Origin of the sequence: Paenibacillus sp. 8b26, assembly GCF_050626875.1 — a bacterium.
In the GTDB taxonomy this organism is placed as follows: domain Bacteria; phylum Bacillota; class Bacilli; order Paenibacillales; family Paenibacillaceae; genus Paenibacillus.
Window position 1 is genome coordinate 1,877,975 of the sequence record NZ_CP192445.1, and the last position, 22,655, is coordinate 1,900,629.

At 46.0% G+C, this 22,655-nt stretch carries 21 protein-coding genes, 1 pseudogene and 1 other annotated feature; of the genes and pseudogenes, 10 read left to right on the forward strand and 12 right to left on the reverse strand.

Annotated features, from left to right (window positions below; genetic code table 11):
* Window positions 1-19: 19 nt before the first annotated feature.
* Genes ACQ4MX_RS08480 through ACQ4MX_RS08490 form a run of 3 tightly spaced genes read right to left on the reverse strand, consistent with a single transcriptional unit; the run spans window position 20 to window position 4,285 of the window.
* A complete protein-coding gene (locus ACQ4MX_RS08480; RefSeq protein WP_431090112.1) occupies window positions 20-1,342 on the reverse strand; it encodes a response regulator in 1,323 nt (440 codons plus the stop codon).
* Complete coding sequence (locus ACQ4MX_RS08485) at window positions 1,339-3,297, reverse strand: cache domain-containing sensor histidine kinase (protein WP_431090113.1); 1,959 nt, start codon at window positions 3,295-3,297, stop codon at window positions 1,339-1,341. Before ACQ4MX_RS08485 ends, ACQ4MX_RS08480 begins: the two co-directional genes overlap by 4 nt.
* Window positions 3,278-4,285: a substrate-binding domain-containing protein gene (locus ACQ4MX_RS08490; protein ID WP_431090114.1), complete on the reverse strand. Its 1,008-nt coding sequence runs from the start codon at window positions 4,283-4,285 to the stop codon at window positions 3,278-3,280. The genes ACQ4MX_RS08485 and ACQ4MX_RS08490 overlap by 20 nt, the downstream gene beginning before the upstream one ends.
* A 206-nt stretch (window positions 4,286-4,491) precedes the next feature.
* On the opposite strand from ACQ4MX_RS08490, the gene ACQ4MX_RS08495 reads away from it, so the two are divergent.
* Window positions 4,492-5,715 (forward strand): acyltransferase, encoded by a 1,224-nt coding sequence (locus tag ACQ4MX_RS08495; RefSeq protein WP_431090115.1) that lies wholly within the window; start codon window positions 4,492-4,494, stop codon window positions 5,713-5,715.
* Between the two features lie 138 nt (window positions 5,716-5,853).
* On the opposite strand, the gene ACQ4MX_RS08500 is transcribed toward ACQ4MX_RS08495, so the two are convergent.
* From ACQ4MX_RS08500 to ACQ4MX_RS08510, 3 genes are all read right to left on the reverse strand, one after another.
* Window positions 5,854-6,360, reverse strand: coding sequence for a hypothetical protein (locus ACQ4MX_RS08500; RefSeq protein WP_431090116.1), 507 nt, complete (start codon window positions 6,358-6,360; stop codon window positions 5,854-5,856).
* Between the two features lie 336 nt (window positions 6,361-6,696).
* A complete protein-coding gene (locus ACQ4MX_RS08505) occupies window positions 6,697-6,882 on the reverse strand; it encodes a Spo0E family sporulation regulatory protein-aspartic acid phosphatase (RefSeq protein ID WP_431090117.1) in 186 nt (61 codons plus the stop codon).
* 220 nt (window positions 6,883-7,102) lie between these two features.
* Complete coding sequence (locus tag ACQ4MX_RS08510) at window positions 7,103-8,485, reverse strand: helix-turn-helix domain-containing protein (RefSeq protein WP_431090118.1); 1,383 nt, start codon at window positions 8,483-8,485, stop codon at window positions 7,103-7,105.
* A gap of 504 nt (window positions 8,486-8,989) precedes the next feature.
* On the opposite strand from ACQ4MX_RS08510, the gene ACQ4MX_RS08515 reads away from it, so the two are divergent.
* Window positions 8,990-9,436, forward strand: a complete 447-nt coding sequence (locus tag ACQ4MX_RS08515) for an AbrB/MazE/SpoVT family DNA-binding domain-containing protein (protein ID WP_431090119.1) — start codon at window positions 8,990-8,992, stop codon at window positions 9,434-9,436.
* A gap of 145 nt (window positions 9,437-9,581) precedes the next feature.
* On the opposite strand, the gene ACQ4MX_RS08520 is transcribed toward ACQ4MX_RS08515, so the two are convergent.
* Window positions 9,582-10,094: a hypothetical protein gene (locus tag ACQ4MX_RS08520; protein ID WP_431090120.1), complete on the reverse strand. Its 513-nt coding sequence runs from the start codon at window positions 10,092-10,094 to the stop codon at window positions 9,582-9,584.
* A gap of 377 nt (window positions 10,095-10,471) precedes the next feature.
* Here ACQ4MX_RS08520 and ACQ4MX_RS08525 point away from each other — a divergent pair, with 377 nt between their 5' ends.
* The 4 genes from ACQ4MX_RS08525 to ACQ4MX_RS08540 all read left to right on the forward strand — a co-directional run bounded on the left by ACQ4MX_RS08525 (window position 10,472) and on the right by ACQ4MX_RS08540 (window position 14,097).
* Complete coding sequence (locus tag ACQ4MX_RS08525; protein ID WP_431090121.1) at window positions 10,472-11,560, forward strand: glycoside hydrolase family 11 protein; 1,089 nt, start codon at window positions 10,472-10,474, stop codon at window positions 11,558-11,560.
* Window positions 11,561-11,597: 37 nt separating this feature from the next.
* Window positions 11,598-12,671, forward strand: coding sequence for a polysaccharide deacetylase family protein (locus ACQ4MX_RS08530; protein WP_431090122.1), 1,074 nt, complete (start codon window positions 11,598-11,600; stop codon window positions 12,669-12,671).
* Between the two features lie 178 nt (window positions 12,672-12,849).
* On the forward strand, window positions 12,850-13,785 hold the full coding sequence (locus ACQ4MX_RS08535; protein ID WP_431091280.1) for a class 1 isoprenoid biosynthesis enzyme: 936 nt from the start codon (window positions 12,850-12,852) through the stop codon (window positions 13,783-13,785).
* Between the two features lie 75 nt (window positions 13,786-13,860).
* Window positions 13,861-14,097 carry an NHLP leader peptide family RiPP precursor gene (locus tag ACQ4MX_RS08540; RefSeq protein WP_149096110.1) on the forward strand — a complete coding sequence of 79 codons (237 nt, stop codon included), beginning with the start codon at window positions 13,861-13,863 and terminating at the stop codon, window positions 14,095-14,097.
* A 98-nt stretch (window positions 14,098-14,195) separates the two neighbouring features.
* On the opposite strand, the gene ACQ4MX_RS08545 is transcribed toward ACQ4MX_RS08540, so the two are convergent.
* Window positions 14,196-16,085, reverse strand: a complete 1,890-nt coding sequence (locus tag ACQ4MX_RS08545; RefSeq protein ID WP_431090123.1) for an ATP-binding protein — start codon at window positions 16,083-16,085, stop codon at window positions 14,196-14,198.
* Window positions 16,086-16,217: 132 nt separating this feature from the next.
* Window positions 16,218-16,370: a hypothetical protein gene (locus tag ACQ4MX_RS08550; protein WP_431090125.1), complete on the reverse strand. Its 153-nt coding sequence runs from the start codon at window positions 16,368-16,370 to the stop codon at window positions 16,218-16,220.
* A gap of 192 nt (window positions 16,371-16,562) precedes the next feature.
* Here ACQ4MX_RS08550 and ACQ4MX_RS08555 point away from each other — a divergent pair, with 192 nt between their 5' ends.
* Window positions 16,563-16,823, forward strand: a complete 261-nt coding sequence (locus ACQ4MX_RS08555) for a hypothetical protein (RefSeq protein WP_149096107.1) — start codon at window positions 16,563-16,565, stop codon at window positions 16,821-16,823.
* Between the two features lie 35 nt (window positions 16,824-16,858).
* Window positions 16,859-17,044 (forward strand): hypothetical protein, encoded by a 186-nt coding sequence (locus tag ACQ4MX_RS08560; protein WP_134910943.1) that lies wholly within the window; start codon window positions 16,859-16,861, stop codon window positions 17,042-17,044.
* Window positions 17,045-17,140: 96 nt separating this feature from the next.
* On the opposite strand, the pseudogene ACQ4MX_RS08565 reads toward ACQ4MX_RS08560, so the two are convergent.
* The 3 genes and pseudogenes from ACQ4MX_RS08565 to ACQ4MX_RS08575 form a co-directional block, all read right to left on the reverse strand.
* Window positions 17,141-17,612 (reverse strand): annotated as a pseudogene (locus ACQ4MX_RS08565) (hypothetical protein).
* Between the two features lie 36 nt (window positions 17,613-17,648).
* Window positions 17,649-18,320 carry a GNAT family N-acetyltransferase gene (locus tag ACQ4MX_RS08570; RefSeq protein WP_431090126.1) on the reverse strand — a complete coding sequence of 224 codons (672 nt, stop codon included), beginning with the start codon at window positions 18,318-18,320 and terminating at the stop codon, window positions 17,649-17,651.
* A gap of 16 nt (window positions 18,321-18,336) precedes the next feature.
* Window positions 18,337-19,197, reverse strand: a complete 861-nt coding sequence (locus ACQ4MX_RS08575; protein WP_431090127.1) for a carbon-nitrogen hydrolase family protein — start codon at window positions 19,195-19,197, stop codon at window positions 18,337-18,339.
* A gap of 161 nt (window positions 19,198-19,358) precedes the next feature.
* Window positions 19,359-19,631: a binding site (T-box leader), on the forward strand.
* Between the two features lie 87 nt (window positions 19,632-19,718).
* Here ACQ4MX_RS08575 and ACQ4MX_RS08580 point away from each other — a divergent pair.
* Both ACQ4MX_RS08580 and ACQ4MX_RS08585 read left to right on the forward strand, forming a co-directional pair.
* Window positions 19,719-20,804 (forward strand): bifunctional 3-deoxy-7-phosphoheptulonate synthase/chorismate mutase, encoded by a 1,086-nt coding sequence (locus ACQ4MX_RS08580; protein ID WP_431090128.1) that lies wholly within the window; start codon window positions 19,719-19,721, stop codon window positions 20,802-20,804.
* Window positions 20,805-21,018: 214 nt separating this feature from the next.
* Complete coding sequence (locus ACQ4MX_RS08585) at window positions 21,019-22,644, forward strand: nucleoside hydrolase-like domain-containing protein (RefSeq protein ID WP_431090129.1); 1,626 nt, start codon at window positions 21,019-21,021, stop codon at window positions 22,642-22,644.
* Window positions 22,645-22,655 lie beyond the last annotated feature (11 nt).

Below are 22,655 nucleotides of genomic sequence, written 5' to 3' on the forward strand. Positions count from 1 at the left end.
TACACACACATTTTTCAGGTCACTCCTGATCCGACACGCTGACCCCGATTCCACCGCCTTTGCGATACTGAACCGGGGAAACACCCATGGTCTTTTTAAAAGCGGTGCTGAAATAATGCTGACTATCGTATCCGGTACGCTCTGCTATATCATAGATGGACAACGTCGTGGAGTCGAGCAGTTGCACCGCTTTGCGGATACGGGCGCGCGTGACGAGGGTCACGAAGCTATCGTTTAACTCCTTTTTGAGCACACGGCTGAGATACACGGCGGATACCTGTAAGCGCGAGGCGAGGGATTCCAGTGTCAGTTCCCGGTCTGCGAAGCCTTCCTGAATAAGCTGTCGCGCCCGACGCACGAGTGGAGATAGCTGCGATTCGCTGTATATACGGTCACGGCACACTTGGAACGCATCAACCGCGCCTTCCAAGCCCCTGGCGTTTCGCTCCACATGCGTATGAACCGCTATATTCAGGTAGCGCCCGATAGCCTGCTCCATCGTTGCGCCGATGGCTTCGGGTGCCTCCTGCCACAGGCATATGCCGATCAGCCCGTTTGCATCGCGGAACAACACATGCGGCAGTCCATCCAGCAACTCGCCAATGATATTTTCAGCGGCAAAAAGAAACAGTTGGCGGTCATTCTCACGCATAATCGTCTGCCGCGCCTCTGCCGCAGGCCACCGTACAACGCCGATCTGAACGGGTGACCGAGATGGAAGACGTAAAAACGCCAGTTGTTCCATCACGTCTTTTCCCGTGTTCTGTCCTTCCAGCCATTCCAGGCAAAAGCGCTGGCGCAGCAACGGAATATTCCGCTCAATCTGCCCGGCGGCCTGTTCTACATAGGCAGCACGCTTGCGCTCTTCTTCCATCCGCTGACCGAGTCGCGACAGCGCAGCGTGAAGCTGCCCTGCATCTACCGGCTTCAATATATAATCCTCCACGCCAAGTCGGACAGCCTCCTGCGCATAAGCAAATTCATCATGACCGGAAATGATCAGGCAACGACATTCCGGGCATTCTTCCCGCAGCCGTCGGATTAGCTCAATGCCGTCCATGAACGGCATATTCATATCGACCAGCAAAATATCGATGCCAAGCCGTACCGCCAGCTCCAGCGCTTCTTCGCCATCCTCCGCCTCACCCGCAACCTCCATGCCGAGAGTCGCCCAGTCTACGCAATCTCGTATGCCCTCTCGAATGATCGGCTCATCATCTGCGATCAGCACCTGATAACGTTTTTTTGTGTAACGTTTTGCCGTCATCGTTGTCACTTCTGTCATGGCCTTGTCCGTCAGACTCGTCGTTGTCGAGGTGCCGGTGGTCTGTGATCTCGTCATCCTGATTCCGCTCCTTTTTCATGAGACTTCTTCAATTGTGCCATATCCCGCAGCAACGGATGAACAATCGTAACGCAGGTACCTGCCCCCTCTTCACTGTCCAATACAATTCCATATTCCTCACCAAAAGATAGCCGTATACGCGCCTGTACATTCAGCATGCCATAGCTTCTGCCGTTCGCACTGGTAACGCTTGGCTTCTGTTGCCCTTCCATCGCCTCCAGCGGCGCTTCCAGCAAACCCCTCAGCTCCCGCAACCGTTCCACCGTCATCCCTGCGCCATCATCACGTACCGTCAACAGCAGCTTATTTCCCTCAATCCGCGCTTCTACCCCAATCGTGCCGGGACCGCGCCTGGCCTTGATGCCGTGGTAAATGGCATTTTCCACCACAGGCTGAAGCATCAGCTTCAACACGAACAGCTCTCCTAGCTCCTCGGGTACGTTTAATTCCCAGCGGAGTCTGTCCCGATACCGGGTTTGCTGGATTTGCATATAGCTCGATATATGCTCAAGCTCGCTGCGTAGCGGAATAAAGTCATCCCCTTTGCTCAACCCGAGGCGGAACAATCTCGATAGCGCCCCCACCATATCGGACACGTCTTCTGCCCCGTTTTTACGAGCCATCCAATGAATTGTATCCAATGAATTGTATAAAAAGTGAGGCTTAATATGCTCCTGTAGGCTACGCAGCTCGGCATCCCGCTTCTGGCGCTCCCTTAGCTCGCTAAGCGACATCAAACGGCGAATTTGCTCCAGCATCCGGTTGAAGCTCCTGCCAAGCATCCCGATTTCATCCCCACGGTCACTCCATTGGCGAACCGTAAGATCCCCCGTCTCTGCTGTCCGCATATAGGACATCAGACGGAATATTGGCTGTGCAATCGAGCGCGACAATCGCAAGGATGCCGTCAGCCCGAACAGACATACAATGAAGACAAAGGAGACGACGTAGAATTGAATTTGTCGTACTTCCAGTGTCGATTCCCGCGCCGGGAATACGCCCACCGTTCTCCAGCCCGTAAACTCGGAAGCCCGGAACATGAACAGTAATTCCCTTCCTCCGGCTTCACGGGTAAACATCCCGCTGTCACCTGTCCCGAACCATTCCGGGGGAATGCGCTCGATCAAAGGCATATCCGGCATATACACACTACGTCCCTCCGCATCTGTCACCATTAAATACCCGGTTTTGCCCAAGGTTACATCTCTGGCAGCCTGCGATACGGCCCGTAGCTTGAGATCAATCATAATCACGCCTAACACACGTCCAGTCTCCGAATCCGTCACCGACCGGACAACAGACACAATTTCACTGTCCTTGTACCGAACATGAGTGGTCACATTACGATGGCTCGGCTGTCCCAGCACGGTAAAAATACCTGCATGCTGCGCCGCCTGTTTATACCAGTCTTCTTCGGTCAGGCTGTGCGTGCTTCGAGCATACATTTCGTTACTAATATAGTCGCCGCGTCCGTTCACGATCAGAATACCCGCGATTTCGGGATATAACGTGGTAAAGCCCTGCAAAAACTGCTTCATCCCATACAGCGTATCCTGTTCCCGCTCGCCTTGCTGCTTCTCCTGCGTAACCGACTGTGCTATCTTACCCGTGTGACCGTCCGCCAGCGTCCGTCCTTGCCAAAACTCCCCGATATCCGGGTTAAATCCAATCAGATACGTCATATTCTGCAAATTTTCCATTTTGGTATCCAATGCTTCATTTACCTTGCCAATGAGCTGCATCGTATGGTTTTCCACCTGCCGCTCAATAATCCGTTCCACCGTCCAGTTGACCAGCAGACCTAGTCCCAGTGAAGGTACGATGCCAAAAAACAGGAATAACAACATAAGCTGATACCGCAAAGGCATATTGCGTAAGCGCAAACGCTGCATCCTTTGATCCATCCATGCGCGTATACGCTTCCATTGATCATCATTTCGCATAATAATCATCTACATTCGCCCGTGTAACAACGGATATTCCTGTGTCCACCCGAACGGGCAGCGGGGCATTGTCACCGGAGGAGGAAGGAGCCGGAATCGTCAAATGATGGTGCAGATGAAACAGGTATTGAAGCGACCAATAGCCCATACTCCACGTTCCCTGAGCAATGGTCGCTGAGATCGTGCCACTTCTGATCATGTCCAAGGTCGCTTTATTGGTATCAAAAGAAATGATTTTCAGCGGACGACGGCTCTTTTGGCTCAACACCGCTTCACCGACACCTGTTCCTCCCGTCGCCTCGGTCACAAACATTCCCGCCAGCTTCGGATAAGCCTTCATCAGCCGAAGAGACTCATCCCGGGATACCATCGCGTCTGCGCGACCATCTGCCACTTCCACCACCTTCATGGCAGGATACTGCCGCTGAATGGTATCGCGAAAGCCGCGCGAGCGTTCCTCATGATTTTGCTGACCGGGCAGGGTCAGAACGGCGACTTCACCTTCCCGTCCCAACAGCTCCGCCATTTTATCCGCAGCGGTCACACCTGCCTTATAATTATCGGTTCCCAAAAAAGAATACGCCCGGCTCCCCGGTGCTCCTGCATCAAACAGCACCACAGGAATGCCCGCATCCAGCGCCTTATTAATCGCCGGGATCAGCGAGTGCGGATCAATCGCAGAAATCGCAATCCCTGCGGGCTTCCGGGCAATCGCCTGCTCAATCACGGTCGTCTGCTCCTGCGCATCATAACGGGTAGCCCCCCGATACTCCACGGTCACGCCCATGGCATCCCCGGCATCCTCAAAGCCCTTAAGCCCGCTTTTCCAATACTCCAAGCCGGACTGGAACGTAATCATGATATACGTTTCTCCGATGCTGCCGCGCAGTCCTTTTTCCTCCCAAGTGCCATTCAACGGCCCGGATTGTTCATACCTGAACACATAGAGCGCAAAGGCCGCAATCAGCAGCATATATACCAGTAGCGTTTTTTTCATTTTCCCACCTCTTCCGTGCGTATCCTCAAGTTGTGAATTTACTGTGATTTTACTTAGATTGTAAACGCAATCATATCAAATTGGAACTACTTCCACTCTTCCAACTTTCAGGTAACGTTAATCCTGCACTAATATTCCTGCGTTACAATACCTAAATTGTGTTATGGAAAAGGTATACGATTTCTTTTGGAAAAGGAGTGATATGGATGAGCAAGCCGCGTATCGCAGAGTGGACAGAACTGCGGGGTCTTGCCTACCTCGCTGTCGTGCTTCAGCATTGCATTGGCGAATATATTTACCGCAGCGATATCCAGCAGCCGGATTCCGTTATGCTCGCGATGCTGTACCATTTGACACGATTTGGCACACCGACGTTCGTTTTCCTGTCTGCGGCTCTGCTTTTTTATAATGGTAACAAACCGATTGGCTATCCCCGTTACATTGGCAGACGGTTTCGAGATATTTATGTTCCATTTCTCTGCTGGACGGTCGTTTATTGGGTATGTAACCAGAACTGGTCGACGGCGCAGTGGGGAAATATTTATTTTTACAAGGGCATGTTCGAGGAAATGATTATACCTGTCAGCGGATATCATCTATGGTTTGTAGTGATGATTTTTCAGTTTTATATTTTATTTCCCTTATTTGCAAAAGCGGCCGGACATGTGCAAACGTTTCTCCGTCGCTACAGCACCAAAAAACGAAAACAGCTCGTTCTGACTGTGATGCTTACAGCAGCGGCGGCTTATGCTCTGCTGTTGCAATGGTCCTACTATGACATGTCTACATGGAGCACCGAGTTACCGTCCCTTTGGCAGACTCTGCTGGATTACCGAACCTACAACTTTGTCATGTACTTTTTCTATTTTATGCTGGGCGCGGTATGTGCCTATATGACGGACACGTGGCGGGGACTGGCTAAGCAGACGTTACCGTGGAATGTATTTGTCTTTATTGGTCTGTTCATGCTCATGGGTCACACGATGCTGATCCAGTCCGGCGATACGATCAATCTCAATATTTCCACCTATCTCAAGCCAAGTACCTTTGTGCTGATTGTCTCGCAGCTGCTTTTGCTATATGGACTGCTGCTCCATTTGCAAAAAGACCAGCGCTCCGAGCCGTTCCGCCGTATGCTGAACTGGATCGGACGTTATTCCTTCGGGGGATATCTGGCCCATGCACTCGTGCTAGCGTTTATATCCTATTACACCCGCCCGCTTTCACTGGGCGATCATCATTTTACGGCGACACTGCTTACGTTTGCCGTCGTGGCAAGCGTTTCTCTCGGCATCAGTTGGCTGTTCGCCCATCTACCGGGAGGCAACTGGATTGTCGGCTCCAAAGGCAAACAGCGCTTGACCTGGCCGTTTCGGCTCCAGCCGCTTTCCTCCAAACGCGCTTCCAAAGGCACGCAGGAGCTTGGATAATAGAAAAAGAGATGCTACATCACTAAAAAAGGACACTCCCGATTCATTCCGGGAATGTCCTGCTCTAAGTTAATTAAAAACAATTATCCTTTTCTGGTTGAATTACACTCATGGTTTGTAAAAAGTATAATGAGATAATTACAATTCTCCCCGTGAAGTACCTATACGAACTGCGAGTTCACCAGACATGTAAGCATTACCTGAGGTAAGGCTCACATAAAACTTACCGGTAGACCAAGCATTCGAGCTAACTTCACTATAAATCTGGCCAGGTTTTACAGTTCCAGAAAGCTTCTGCGTACCTGATGGTGAACCTTGATTTACGGAAAACTTAATGGGTTGGTCGCCGTCATTACGTATCCATACTTTAACATATCCATATCTTGAAGGAATTTCAAAATCCTCTGTAAGCTCTGTATTACGAAGAGTTCTATTGACCACCGATTTAGTTTCCTGAGGAGTAATAACATGATCCCCCACTTTTGGCGTATTCACATCTGTCGATTCATTTGCAGACTGAGTCACTTGTACTGAGTCTGTTGTAGCTGGTGCAAGATCGGTCGTAGCTGCGGCAGAAGCAGTTAATGGAATGGCAACGGCTAAAGACAAAACAGATAATATTGAAGCTTTTTTAATACTTGTCATATTCATAGCCCTCTCTCTCATGAAATTTTGTTTTACCTAAACTAATCTGAACTCACTCTAATTAAATGGAATAAATAATAAGTGACCATCTCTTTCCAAGACAGGAATGGTCTTTATTAATCAACTCCCAGTATGTATAAGTTCCAATTTTGTTGCGAATGCAAAGTATGCATCTTCCTAACTTATTAACATATTATTCCATGAACATGTATTTTATTTTAAAATAAGTCATTATATAGAATAATGATAAACGTTATGAGGGAGAAGTCACAGTTTTCAATAAAAAGAATGGGGGGATGGACTGAATATAGCATCGTCGTTGTCAATGATTTGGCTCTAAACATAGTGAGGCAGATTTCTGGTCTGAAACATACGGTTGTACTGATTAATCAGTTCATCCAAAAGCATAGACTGCTCAAGTACACAAGCGTGTCCGAAGCCATACTCTTCGTAAAGATCATGCAAGTGTTGTCTGGCGTGTTCCATCTGTTGAATCAACGTTAACGTTTCATCCCTGTTCATCCTGCATCCCTCCTAATGAATCTCATTTTAGGAGGTAATGAACAAATATCTCATATCCTTTTTTGAGCCAAAAAATTACAAAAAAATCCAAAAAAAGACCAGCAATAAGCTGGTCCAGTGTTAACACTCGAATTATGCACCGCCGATGATTCCAGTTGTAGAAATCGTTCCATGACCTTGATTCAAGCCTTGGATTGGTACTGCGAATACCAATAAGAAGCTAGTCATTACCAAAAGAAAAGCCATCTTTTTGATCATTTTTTTTCCACACCTCCTGTGACAATTTTTCGTACTGATCCAGTATTTCAGGATCGGCACAAGCTCTGAAATGATCAAATAAACCTGCGCAAGTATGAGAGAGCTGTGCATTATTTATTTTATCAGATTTTTCCAATGCGTCTATTAAACATTTGAAACCATATGGATATCTACCTTTATTTAGGCTGTACTTGGCTAACTTGTACCAAAACCGCGCAGCTTCCTCAGGCAAGACTTGCTGAGTATACATATCAGCAGACGTTGGCTCTTTATAGACTGCAATTTGAGGCTCAAAGTGTTTCAGGATATGATCTATATCAATATTATACCGATTGGCTGCTTCTACGATGTTTAAGAGTTCGGCAAAAATTTCATCTTTGCCTTCCATATACTCTACGTATTCCGGTAAGACAGTAGCATCACCTGCCATCAGCCGATTTACACATGTATTGATTTTTCCCCATCCTTGAAACAAACCGATCCAATGTTGTGTTTCTGGATCACTTTCCTTTACCCAACTTAAATTGGAGTGAGCCTGGATGTACTTGAGACCTTGTACGTAATCTCCCTGAGCATGACAAACGGCTGCGCACAACAGGTCTGCGTAAGATATATATACAAAAAGCGGTCTGCTTGGTTTCTTTTTTTCGTAGCGTTCGCGATTTGACTTATACTGTATTGTTGCTCTACGCCCCATTTCCCGAGCTAACTCATATACAGTGTCCCAATGATTCAATGAACGATGTATGTTCGCTAAATCTTTTAAAGCATCTAATTGCTCTACCTCGTCCAAGCGATCAACAAAAGGAGCAAATTCAATGGCAGCTTGAAGATTTACAGTTCTATCCTGTCCGATGTTGATTTGGAACAAGCGATACTGGCAGATCGCCAATCGCTCTGAATGCTGGTGCTTCTCACTTTCAGCCACCTTCTTGTACAGGAATGCTGCTGCTTCATTGTAGCCGTCTTTGTACACATTTTCTGCAACTTCAAAGAGCGACGGCGGATAACTAGGATTATCCAACAACAGAGTTACAACTCGCTGCAAGCAGTCCAGTCGCCCTAGCTCAATGCATCGGTATAGGAATGGGCAGATTTTTTTCCAGTTAAGTGGAGATTCTTCAATGCACTCTTCAATGTAACGTTCGTAAAAATAATCCAGTGGTAAATTCATTCCCGCCGTAATGCAATCCAATTGGTGAACAGAAATAGAACGGTTGCCCGTCACAATGCCACTAACTGTACCTACATTCAAATCAATAATGCGGCCAAATTCGGTCATGGTTAAGCCTTTTCGTTTTAGATAGGTTTGAATTTCTGCCTGTATCGTAGGTGTGATTTCCATGGATAAACCACCCTTTCAGCGTTTTCATAGGATTCCAATTTCAAAAAAAATTATAGTTTGGGAATGTATAGTATAATTTAATATTTTGTCTATCCATGACAATACCATCTTTTGGCACAAAAATAAATACTATTATTTTATTGCTTTTTATCTTTTTAATAGGAGAGTATTGGATGATGGGCGTAAAAATGACAAGAAATTTAGAAACTTTTGGTAGACTCGTAATTCCCAAAGCAATACTCATAACCTGTGATATTTATTCAAATGATTCTGTAGAATTTTTTGCAGATGAAAAATCGGGTACGATATCCCTAAAAAAATACATTGGGCAGTCTTGTAAGTTTTGTCAATCTACCGAGGGATTAAGTTACTTTAAGGGTTCTCTTATATGTACAAGCTGTAGATATATGCTCAAGAGTCATCCAAAGCCCGTGTAAGTCAGCTCATACCAAAAATGTTCGATCAGGCAGGTGACCTGTTTAGAAAATAAAAGGAGAAGATCACTTGAAAAATACAGGTATGACACGTCCCTTGGATACGTTAGGCCGGATTGTTGTTCCTAAAGAAATGCGGGCCTCTATGGGTATTAAAGCTGGCGATCCTTTAGAATTTTATTTAGATGTTGAAACAGGATTTTTGAGTATGCGGAAGTATATTGGAGTCTCCTGCAACTTGTGCAGTTCGGTTAAGGATTTAACCTATTTCAGGGATTCATTTTTATGTAAAAAATGCATACTCGACCTGAAAGGAAACATAGGTGTGAGTCAAATTCCTGCTCCTGCTGTTAAGGAACAGTACAAAGAAAAAAGAGCAAATCGGTCGTCTTCAAAAAAATGGGCTGCACAACTAAGAAGACTCATGAGTGAGCATCCAACAGCCAAGCAAGGCGACTATGCCAAATGGCTTGGCGTATCCCAAGGCCGTATTTCCCAGCTTAAAAAGCTGTTGTAGGTATCGCTCAATTCATATTCTTATAATGCTAAATAACCAGTCGCTGGTTGATTTTATGCGACTGGTTATTTAGCTTACATAGACATGTTCTGCTCTATCTGTACTCATATCTTCTGGTGTCGCATACGATAAACCCTTTTTGCTTCTAGTTTTTGTGAACCGAGGTTGAAGGTGTCCCTGACTCCTGCTTCAATTGCGCTTCATGCGGTGCTCCAGACTTTCGGTCAAACGTAATCGGGCCTTTGCGATTAACCAGCCGTTTCAGATCAACGGTCATTTCATTTTTCAGCTTATCAATCAGTTGCTCCTCTTTGATGCCCTTGCTTTTGGCGATATCGACCAACGATTTTCCTTGTCCCAGCTCATTCTCTAGCCGGGCAGGAGTGATACCCAGAAGCTTGGCGACCTTCTCATTCAAATGGTGGTTCCAGCCGCCAGGTCCTCTGCCGTGTCCATGTTTGTGAACATGCCCATGTTCATGACGGCCCTGTGGCTCAGCATTCCGTTGTGGGGCTTCTCCTTGACTTGAAGCGTTGGGAACGGGGGCTTGCAGCTGGTTACCCGGTTCAGTACCGGAAGCTCCGGCGATACCCGCAGTCCCATACATCATCACCCCTCCATACAGGGTAGCAGTGATTAATTTCCATTGTTTTTTCATATTCAGGCCCTTCTTTCACCCTTTTTAATTTAATATTTTCTCTTTCCGCTATTTTTATTCGTATTTTCACCTTTTAAGTAATCACAAGACCGGGAAAATACGAGCTCATGAACATTTCTATCACGGTTACACCCCGATCTTCGATCTGCACGCGCTCCTTGGAAACCTTATCCTGTAGGGTAAGTAAAAATGAAATACTAAACTTTCTACAATATAATTTGAAATTTTTCAGGTAAAATATTAAGGAAAATATGATAAAATACTTTTTGTAATCGATTACAATTAATTTTTTGGAAATAAATGTTGTATCAAGCTACTACAGAATGCACTGCATCATAGTCAGACTACACGCAACTACACATAAGGAGGAAAGTCCAATGAAACAAAAAAGAATACGGTTATTTTTATCAATTTTGATTTGTTTTTCGCTTATCTTACCCGCAGTAAATGCACAGGCGGCAACAACGATCACCTCAAACCAAACCGGTACCCATGACAACTACTACTATGAGTTGTGGAAAGATTCCGGGAACACAAGTATGACTCTTAATAATGGGGGTGCGTTCAGTGCTCAGTGGAGTAACATTGGAAATGCATTATTCCGCAAAGGCAAGAAATTCGACGAGACCAAGACACACCAGCAAATCGGAAATATTTCCGTAAACTACAGTGCCAACTACCAGCCAAATGGTAATTCGTATTTATGCGTCTATGGATGGGCAGTTAACCCGCTCGTAGAATATTACATCGTCGATAGCTGGGGAAGCTGGCGTCCACCCGGTGCAACATCCAAGGGCACTTTTACCGTTGACGGGGGAACATATGATATTTATGAAACCACTCGGGTTGACCAGCCTTCCATTAAAGGAGACAAAACAACTTTTCAACAGTATTGGAGTGTCCGGACATCCAAACGCACAAACGGAACCATATCGGTTAGCGAGCACTTCAAAAAGTGGGAAAGCATGGGCATGAAAATGGGCAAGATGTATGAAACTTCACTTACTGTAGAGGGATACCAAAGCAGTGGGAGTGCCAATGTAACTAGTAATACAATTACGATTGGCGGCAGTTCTGACGGCGGAACGACAACTCCTCCAGGCACAAGTACGAAAATAGAAGCCGAAAGTATGACCAAAAGCGGTCAGCACACCTCAAATATCAGCTCGCCGTTCAACGGAGTGGCTTTATACTCCAACAATGATTCGGTGAAATATACGCAAAATTTCACTAGCGGCACCCATAGTTTTTCACTACGTGGTGCCTCGAACAACTCCAACATGGCCAAAGTTGACTTGAAAATCGTTGGACAAACAAAGGGGACCTTCTATTTTGGTGGAAGCAACCCTGCCGTCTATACTCTAAACAATGTCAGTCATGGCACCGGAAACCAAGAGATCGAGCTCGTTGTAACAGCCGATGACGGAACATGGGATGCTTATGTTGATTATTTGGAGATCAACTAACCTTACTATCTATTAAAATTATTAAGGAGGTACAACCTTGTTTATAGCTAAAGCAGGAAAATGGACGGCGATTATGTCAATCACCTTGTCTTTATTCACAGGCTCGCTGGTGATCTCGAGCAACCAGGCGCTTGCGGCTGATTGCTCAAGCGGTTATGTAGCGTTAACCTTCGACGATGGTCCCAATCCCTCTAACACCAAAGCGCTGCTTAGTGCTCTGAAGCAAAACGGTTTACGCGCGACGCTCTTTAATCTTGGACAAAACGCGCAGAATAATCCTTCGCTTGTACGTGACCAGCAAGCAGCAGGCATGTGGATCGGTAACCATTCATGGTCACATCCGCATATGACACAACTGAGCACATCGCAGATGTCATCGGAAATTACACGCACGCAGCAAACGATACAGTCCATTACTGGCACGGCACCAAAGTTGTTCCGTCCTCCGTATGGCGAGACCAACGCAACCCTCAAATCCATCGAGACCCAAAACAGTCTTACCGAAGTATTGTGGAACGTTGACTCCCAAGACTGGAACGGCGCCTCCACCGCACAGATCGTAGCTGCCGCGGGCAAACTTAAAAACGGCGATGTGATCCTGATGCATGATCAGTACCAGACTACACTCCAAGCGATTCCACAAATTGCACAGAACCTCAAAAATCGTAACCTTTGCTCTGGTATGATCTCACCAAGCAATGGCCGGGCGGTAGCGCCTGATGGCGGAAACGGCGAAACGCCACCAAACACAGGCACAAAAATGGAAGCAGAGAATATGACCAAAGGCGGTCAGTACACTTCAAATATCAGTTCGCCGTTCAACGGAGTGACTTTATACTCCAACAATGATTCAGTGAAATTCACACAGAATTTTACCAGCGGCACCCATAGTTTTTCACTCCGTGGTGCTTCAAATAATTCCAACATGGCCAAAGTTGACTTGAAAATTGGTGGACAAACGAAGGGTACCTTCTACTTCGGCGGGAGCAGTCCTGCGGTCTATACTTTAAACAATGTCAGCCATGGAACCGGAAATCAAGAGATTGAGCTTGTTGTAACAGCCGATGATGGGACATGGGATGCTTATATTGACTATTTGGAGATCATCTAATTTTTAAAAAACACAATCCCGGCGGGATCTTCCCGGCCGGGATTTTTGTCGATATCCTTTTTACATAATTCTTAATGTAAAAATAACATAATATTGCAATATCGCAATCTCTTATATAATGGCGGGTAACAACTAGAAATCGCTATAAAAATATTTATAAGAGATGCAGGTGATGGCGATGGAATGGTATTTTGCATACAAAGATGAATTGGAAAAAGTTTTTCGTCAAGCGGAAGAACGGACAGCCGCGTTTCCTGCTCCATTTCAGAGTCAGGGCTTGGAGTATCTGGCCCGTTTTAATCCGTTACGGGAAGACAGCACGCGTAACTACATATGCTATTTGCTTCCGTTCTGGCTGCAGGAACTCACCGGGCTGGCTCCCGAAATTTGCCGTAAGCTATCACTAGGCAACGTGTTCGTCATGGCTCATTATTTGATTCAGGACGATGTGATGGACACAGCAGCAGACAACCGCAAAACGCAACTCGCCTTAAGCCAATTGTTCTATACCGAATGTTTGGACGTATACCGGGACCTTTTTCCCGCGTCCTCTCCTTTTTGGACGTATGCCCGAACGTATATCGGTGAATGGGCCGTTAGTGTGACATCCGAGGGAACCGAGGACTATTTTCAGGGGGAACGACATCAGGTGGCGCTGAAAGCCAGTCCGTTAAAAATGGCTGGGACGGGTGCTTTGCTGCTCGCAGGACGGTCCGATCTGATCCAGATCATTACGGACATGACAGATACAGCGCTAATTGTACTTCAAATGTCGGATGACTGGGCCGACTGGTCGGAGGACTTGGAGGAAAACAGCTACAACTGCCTTTTGTCCCATATCAGCGCCGAGCAGAAGACCGCTTATCGAGAAGGTCTTGGACCGGAACAGATTCGGGAGGCGATTTATGTACGCGGCGCGCTTGCCAGTTACGTAAGTATTGCTGATCAAGCGGTGCAGCAGTTGGAAAATCAGGAGCCGGACATCCCCGGCCTGCGTATGTTCACACGTTCGATCGCAGAAGAGCTGGGCGAGGAAGCGGCGGAGATTGAAGCCGGACGTTCGCATTTGCGAAGAGGCGGTCTGGATTTTTGGCTCTCCAAAAATATGAAATAATGCTAGATTTTGATGAGACTTTCGTGGTATACTGACTAGGTAAATATAACCAATTGAATGAGAGGGTGATTTTTGATGGCTACTGAAGTTCTTCAAACACAAGTCATTCAAAAAGCGTGGGAGGATGCCAGTTTCAGAGAAAAACTGATGACCGATCCCAAATCAGCAATTCGTGATGTGTTAGGAGTCGTGATCCCCGATCATATCCAAATCAAAACGTTAGAGGAAACAGCCGATCAGTTTTATCTGGTCATTCCTCCAAACCCTTCCGGCGTGCTCGCTTCATCCCAGAAACCACGCTCCATGTGGTAAATTGGTTTTTGTAGCAAACTTGTTTTATATTCCTTAAACACCATGCGGGTGGGTTCAGCAAACTTCCTTCCGTTTTCCCTAACACAAAAAGCCGGATATTATCCGGCTAAGGGGAAGCGGATGGTCGCTTCTGTTCCCACCCCTTTTGCACTTGTAAAGGATATTTTACCGTTCATTGTCTCAATAATCCGAAAGGTTACCATCATGCCCAAACCTGTGCCTTTGGTCTTATTGGAAAAGTAAGGCTCACCCAGTCTGGATAAAGTCTGAGCGTCCATTCCTTCGCCATTATCCCGAATATGAATAACAGCTTCTCCGTTCTCTACATAAGCCCATATATGAATATGCCCTTGATCTCGCAGCGCTTCAATACTGTTTTTAATAATATTGATGAACGCCTGCTTGAACTTGGAGGAATTCCCGCGCACTTTGATTTCCTGGGGAATATCCAAAGAAATTTTGCCACCTTGCAAGTTAGCCATCGGACTAATGATTCCTTCAATATGTTTAAACTCATCCAGGATACACAACGTTTTGGTTTGCTCAAATTCAGGCTTGGCAAATGTCAGAAAATCGGTAATAATCGCGGAAGCCCGATCCAGCTCCTCCAGTGCGATATGCAGATATTCTTTGTTCTTACCGTCCTCCTGCTTGCTCATTAACTGGAGAAATCCACGGGTAACCTGAAGCGGATTGCGTACCTCATGAGCCACAGATGCAGCCAGATCGCTAATAATCTCCATTTTCTCCGAACGCTGAAGCTCATTATTGAACATCTCCAGCTCTCTGGAATAGCGAACGACCTGCTTATGCTTCTCTGCCAGCCTTCTGCCCAAAATCGCTATCAGCGCCAGCACAAAGCCGAACACGCCCCATTTCCACAGAAACATATTGTAGTGTCCGTCCCTGAGGAAGAACCAGGTCAGTTCACCGATGCAAATGACTGCGAAAAAAGCAAAGCCTATCGATAAAATGATCGCTTCATGATCCCCTTTGATCGCCATACGAATCGAAGCAAACACCAGCAGTACGAGTAAAGCCACGAGCAATACGCTCAGCACAGATACACTGAAAAAATAATATACGTCGTTTAAACGTTCCTGTGCTCCCAAATTTACAATCATCATCGTAAAGCAGAACAAAGAGTAAAATGTCAGCACTTTTCTAAATTTGCGAATCAGTATGATTGAACTTATGTTTTGCTCAAAAAAGTAGGCTAGTGAAGGAAGGAGAATAAACATTCCTACATCAAAAAGCTGTAAATAGAGCTTGCCGTAGTTGCGATAGAACGTATACAGGAAAGGTGAATACGTCACGATCATCAAACCAATAGACAGCACAATTGCGCTTAGGGACAGCCACATTGCCATGCTCGGACGGAACAGAAAAAATGAGCAGATCAGCAGCACCAGAGCTATAAATATAAAGGTACTGCCCAGTACGATATCCAGAACATCCATTCTGACCAAGGTCCCCAGCAACTCACGATAATCACCAGTCATCACATTTCCGATAATGCCCAGTCTGTTCTTGCTGCTTTCCGTCCATATGTATAATGTTTTACCGCCGTCTTCCGGTCTAAGCGGGATCAGAATACGATTGTTTTCATAATTGTACCCGCGATAGGACTCGTAAAAATTGATGCCGTCCTTATACAGCGTAATATGTCTGCCATAAATATTTTCAAAAAGCACCGCCGGCGTTTCATCAATCAGCGATGGCAGCCGAATACGAATCCAGGCAGAACCGGTGTTCGCGGGTTGCTTTGGCAACTCTGATTCATCATTAATATGCATCCAAACTTTGCTTGGGTCCCGCACCTCATCGAGTGATCCATCCTCCCCTTCCACTCCCCATCTCATATCCCAAGAAGGTATCCGGTGTTTCATTTCCGGGGTCGTTTTAGCCGCATAGGCGGGTAGGCCTATCGACAACAGTATTACAATGACCGCCAGCAGAGCGGCGACAGCTTTGGGCACAAGCCTCATGTTAAGCACCTCAAAGTTACATAGTAGGATTACAAGCTTGTATACGTTTTATCATTTTTCAACGTCCTGAAATAATATTATTCTATACGATGATGTTCATACCTTCTTCATAAGAAGGGTATCATGTTCTTTTTACTCATTTTTTGTCAAATCTTCATATTGATTTATGATCATGTCCTGTTCACGTGGCTCCATCTGTTCTCTGAGGCCAATCCATGGTTCGCACTCTTCATCCTCATATATCGTCCAAATATCCGAAAATAAATAATCGCGTATTTCTACCATTCCAATTTCTATCCCTCCATATCCTCTTTATCATATCACAGCAGTTACCGAAAAAAACGTTCATTAGGAATGGCAACATTCCGATTTCGCATGATTTCAACCTCGTACAGACACACTAACCCCAGGTTTAGTCGTTCTGCCTTTTGGGTAAGGTCGGAATAAGCAATCAACGAACAAAGGAGCTGAAGCACGATGGCAAAAAGAGATCATAGAAACGATGAGCTTCATGACAACGATTTTGAGCCTTCCCTGCAAAATGCAGAAACGAACTGGGAAAACCTGACCGAAGGACCGGATACTCCACTGGAAAAAGTTCCAGATGCCGATGATGTATCCCCGGACAGCCCTGTTGACCCTTCCGCTCCGGCGGAATTTATACATGGCACGGATTTACTGAATGGTACCGATGGGGATGACGAGGACGAGCGGTTATCGAGCCTTCCAAAAGGGTAATGAAGTATATAACCGAAAGGAGTTGACGTGTTCATATGTATAAAGATCCTATGTCTCAGGCGGATATGGCGTATAAACGTTACAAAGCCTTGAATCCTGTGGAAGAGGACGACCGCAGGTCTGCGGACAAGTCAAATACAGATGATACCGAGCAACATCTTGTCGAAGACATTCCGCGAGGCGTCGCATCGGCAAAGCCCGTGCCCAAGGACCAAGCATGATCAGGGAACAAATATGGGAATGCAAAAAGGGTGCCTTCGTAAGCCACGCAGAAGATGAATGGCTGGCTTGGAGTACCCTTTTTGTATGTGTATTTGTTACAAAGGCAGCAGCGCTACGGTTAATTGGGCTTCCAATCCCTCGACCATTTTATTCCATGTCACAGGCTTGTTCGACAACACCGTGTAATAGCGGCGCAGGAAGGCGGCCACTAACGCTGCGCTCACCTCGTTTACGCTGTCATCCTCAGGCATATAGCCCAGATTCAGCCCTTCTACCGCGACACCATCGTTATTCCAGGATGGATGTACATAGTCCAGATCCAGTCAGCTGTCCAATGATCGTAAAGTCCGTCATGGCGACATTAAAATCCTCATAGTAGCGATATTCGGTTGCACCGACCACTCTATGGTCCTGTACGGCGACAAAAACACGGATGCCCGGGTCTTCCAACGGTTCTTTCCACAAGCTGTACTCCAGCACTTCCTCCGGTGGGAATACCTCCTGCATCAACTGATGCATGCTCGCAAACAGCGGGTCTTCAATATGAGTAATGCGATGATATTCCATATGGCATACTCCTTTTTTATTTTGGGATGTAGTGATTTAGTGATCGGTATGAAAAGGATTTCTCCATTCCATCAAGGCCGCATAATTACGCGATTGTTCATCATCCAGATAATCGGGCATGATGCCAACAGGCACCCGTCCGCAACAAAGCAGGAACGTTAACACCGGGTCCTTGAGCTCGCCGGATACCACGGCATCTACATACGCTTCGGCGCTTAACTGGTCTGCATGATGCTGATAACCGGGCATACGTCCCGCGCCCAGCAAACGATCCAATCCGCGCTCGATGACGAGATGGTATAAGGAAAAAATAAGCCATTTGCCCAGACCCAGTCGACGATATGCGGGACGGACAGCCAGATCAATGACATACAGTGCCTTACCGTCCTCACGGTGGGTACGGATGTAACCGTCATCTGCGACTTCCTCCCACGTATGTTGGGGATGCTCGGGGTTGTAGTGCATCAGCAGGCTGGTCACCGAGCCGGCCAGTTCCCCCTCGATTTCAACACACAGCGCTCCTTCTGCAAAATGCTCAACCTGACTGGCAATCTGCTCCCGACTCCACAACAGCTCCTGCGGATAGGGCGGTGGAAAGCTCTCCTGCTGAATACGCAGCAGCCCCTCATAATCGGCTATCGAATAATTACGGATGACCGCCCGCAGCGGACGATCTTCGTCAAAGACAAGCCATTCTTTGCGATACATGACGCCCTTCCTTTCGTTAGCTCCAGTCTGTGTACAAATCTGTACGGCGGTCACGCCATGTGGTCACTGAGCCGCGCTCGCGTACATCATACAATAGCTGCAAGTCAAGATCCGCGGTGACGATCATATCGTTGTTCAGCTCACCTTCCACCATAATGCCGCGTGGCGGAAATGGAATATCATTCGGTGTAATGACTGCCGCCTGTCCATAGTTGGCCCGCATAAAATCAACCGTAGGCAAAGCGCCTACCGTGCCTGTCAAAACCACATACACCTGATTTTCAACCGCTCTGGCGTGGCTTGTATACCGTACCCGGTAAAAACCGTGGCGATCATCCGTACAGGATGGACAGAAAATGATATCTGCTCCCTTCGCCTTCGCCATGCGTACGATTTCGGGAAATTCAATATCATAGCAGGTCAGCATTGCTATTTTCCCCTTGGACGTCTCAAACACATTTAGCCCCTCACCGGGAGCCATATTCCATTCATGCACCTCAGTCGGTGTGATATGAATTTTGTCCTGTGTGACTACGCGTCCGTCCGGGTAAAACAAGTGCGCCGTATTATATAAACGTTCGTTTCGTTGCACCACATGGGTACCGCCGATGATATGCATCCCGGTCCGGCGGGCGAACGAAGTGAATAATTCAAGGTAACGATTTGTAAAATTCGGCAGGTCGTTAATGGTCAGGGCCTTGCCTTGACTGTCACCAATCGACATGAGCTGGGTGGTAAAAAACTCGGGAAACAGAACAAATTCCGCACCAAATTCCTCGGCTGTTTTGATATAATGCTCCGATTGAAGGGCAAATTCTTCGAACGAATCAATCGTATGCAAATGATATTGAACCGCCGACACTCTGATTTTGCTCATAATTCCTCCTTGTACATAACGTCTTTTAGATGGCAAGGGATTCCCGTTGCTGTTCACATTATAACCGATTCAAAACCGGACGAGAACAGAACCTGACAAACAGGTCTTGCCTTCTGCACCTACTTTGTTTAAAATAAGGTCAACTCTTTTGAATCACATGAACAAAGACATGGACGGAGACAAGTAAACGTCTACCCGGATTTCCACAGAAAGGTACGAATTGCTGAGAGCGTACCGAAATCCCGCGTTGAAATTCACTCCCGAGTCGAGCCTTGAACCAGCATAAGGATTCATTTCTTATCTGCACTAGAGGTTTCCGGAAGCCCCCGTTACGGGCATCAAGCTCAGAAGTAGCTACTGTCGGCTGGAATAACGTTGACGACTTGTATGTATACTTTTGTAATTAGGGTGGTACCACGGCATTCGTCCCTTGCGGCGAATGCCTTTTTGTGTTATTTTCTGAAAAAATATCTATCGATTGACAGAAAAAAACAATTTTTATTCGGGAAAGGATGTTATGTATGTCGACAAATGAAAATTCTTTGGAGCTGCTGCGGGAACAGCTTGATGCTACCAACCTGCAATTGCTGGAGCTGCTGTCGCAGCGTGCTGAACTGGCCGGACAACTTGGTAAATTAAAAGAAGCTCAAGGGGTGCCTGATTTTGATCCGGTACGCGAGCAACAAATGCTGGACAAGCTGATCGCCGCTAACCGTGGACCTTTCGACGACGCTACGATCCGCCAGTTGTTCAAAAATATTTTCAAGGCTTCGCTGAACTATCAAAAAGAAGAACACAAAAAGCATCTGATCGTTAGCCGCAAAAATCAGCCGGATAGCACAATCATCAAGGTTAAGGACACGCTCGTTGGTGGCAAAGCCTCCGTTATGGTCGCAGGTCCCTGCTCGGTGGAAAGCTACCAGCAAACTCGTGAAGTTGGTGAAGCTCTGAAAGAGGCGGGCGTTCCGATTCTTCGTGGTGGCGCGTTCAAGCCGCGTACATCTCCATATGATTTCCAGGGACTGGGTGTTGAGGGTCTACAAATTCTCAAACGCGTAGGCGATGAGCTGGGACTGGCTACAATCAGTGAAATCGTCGACCCAAGACATTTGGAGGAAGCGATCCAATACATCGATATCATTCAAATTGGTGCGCGTAACATGCATAACTTCGAGTTGCTCAAAGCTGCCGGCGAAACCAGAACTCCGATCCTGCTCAAACGCGGACTTGCAGCCACAATGGAAGAGTTCCTTCATGCTGCGGAATACATCGTTTCCCGTGGCAACACGCAAGTGATGCTGATCGAACGCGGTATTCGTACGTATGAAAAATGGACACGTAACACGCTGGACATTTCCGCCGTGCCGATTTTGAAAAAGGAAAGCCATCTGCCTGTTCTGGTCGACGTGACCCACTCCACAGGACGTAAGGACATCCTCGCCCCTTGTGCCAAGGCCGCACTTGCTGCCGGAGCAGACGGGATCATGGTGGAAGTCCATCCGAACCCGGCAGTCGCTTTGTCCGATGCCCAGCAACAGCTGAATATTCCTGAATTCCACAACTTCATGTCCGAAGTAAAAGAATCCGGTTTGTTCAAAGTGAAATAAATCGCTTTCATTTTCTCGGATTATGATGTAACATCTAATCAGGATTGTGACTGATAATGCAGGCAAAACCTAGATACATGTATGCTCAATTTCTTTTTGATGCATAATGTATTTAGGTTTTTTTTATACCTAAAATTAGATATAAAACCATAATTGTGTTCACAGTCTTAATCCTAGAAAACATCATGTGAAAGCTCAGAAAGGGGAAAAGAAAATGAAAGAAAGAAAAGGGTTAAACGTTTTTCTATTAGGTATGATATGTATTTTGGTCATCAGCGGTTGTAGCGGCGGAAAAGCTCCTGCTGTTGCAAAGGATGAAAGCGCTGCTCCAGCAAAAGAACAAGTGGACAATAAATTAGAAACTAAAGCGACGAAGGCTAGAACCGTTATTACAACCGATGGAGAAGTCGATGATATGAATTCGGTTATTCGCTTCCTCCTCTATTCTAATGAAATGGACTTGTCCGGTATCGTACTGACCAGTTCCGTGTACCATTATGCAGGTGATGAAAAGGCCGGCATCAAGCCATTTAGATGGACTGGAACTCAATGGGTAACGGATATGATCGATGCTTATGGAGAAATTTACCCTAATCTAACTAAACAAGCCGAAGGATATCCAAAGCCTGAATATATTAAAAGCGTGACCAAGATAGGCAATATTTCATACAAAGGTGAGATGGACAAAGAAACGGAAGGATCTAATTTCCTTAAAAATCTTTTCCTGGATGATGACAAAAGAGATTTATATGTACAAACCTGGGGTGGCACAAATACGACAGCCAAAGCTTTAAAATCCATTGAGGACGAATACAAAAATACAGCTCAATGGGCTGATATCCAAAAAAAGGTGAGCGATAAGCTCGTTCTTTATATCATTTTGGATCAGGATGACAGCTACAATAAATACATCGCAAAAAATTGGCCGGACATCAGAATTATCAATGATCAATCTAACTTCTGGCATTTTGCATACGCTTGGAAAATGCACACGGAAGAAGTAAACAGTAAGTTACACGGGGATTGGAACTTCAAGAATATCCAAAATGGTCACGGCAAATTGCTCGATATGTACGCTTTGATGGGCGATGGAAAGATGATTCCAGGTGAATTGGCTGAAGAACAAAGAGGCAGTGAGGCTTATTTAAAGAAAAATCCACAATATGATAAATATGATTTTATCTCTGAAGGAGACTCTCCATCATTCTTCTATCTGATTGATAACGGTCTGCGGAGTATGGAAAACCCAACCTATGGTGGCTGGGGCGGTCGTTTCGGTGTGGTTAACGATAAATTATTTAGAAATACCGTGTTAGATTACGATGTGCATACGAAAAAATTTGAAGCAGAATATTCTCTGATGAGATGGTTTGATGATATTCAAAATGACTTTGCAGCTCGTGCAGATTGGGCTATTGCATCCGACTATAAAGATGCCAATCATAATCCAACTTTAAGCATTAAAGAAGGAGTAGATGTAGCAGCTAGTCCCGGAGAGAAAATAACACTGCATGCAGAAGGATCAGATCCGGACGGCGATCCATTAACCTATAAATGGTGGAGATATTTTGAAGCCGATACGTATGAAGATTCTAAAGTAAAACCGGCACCAGTTAAACCTGAAATGCTGGGTAACATGCAGCTTGGACTTCATAGAGAAGTCACCAAGGGTGAGAAAGTAAATACGATTGACTTGCAAGGCAGCGATACCAATACGGTAAGTTTTACAGTTCCCGCCGATGCCAAGTCCGGAAATACGATTCATATCATCGCAGAAGTACAGGACAATGGAAAGCATCAGCTAAAACATTACCAACGTGTGATTGTAACTGTAAAATAACAGACGGAACG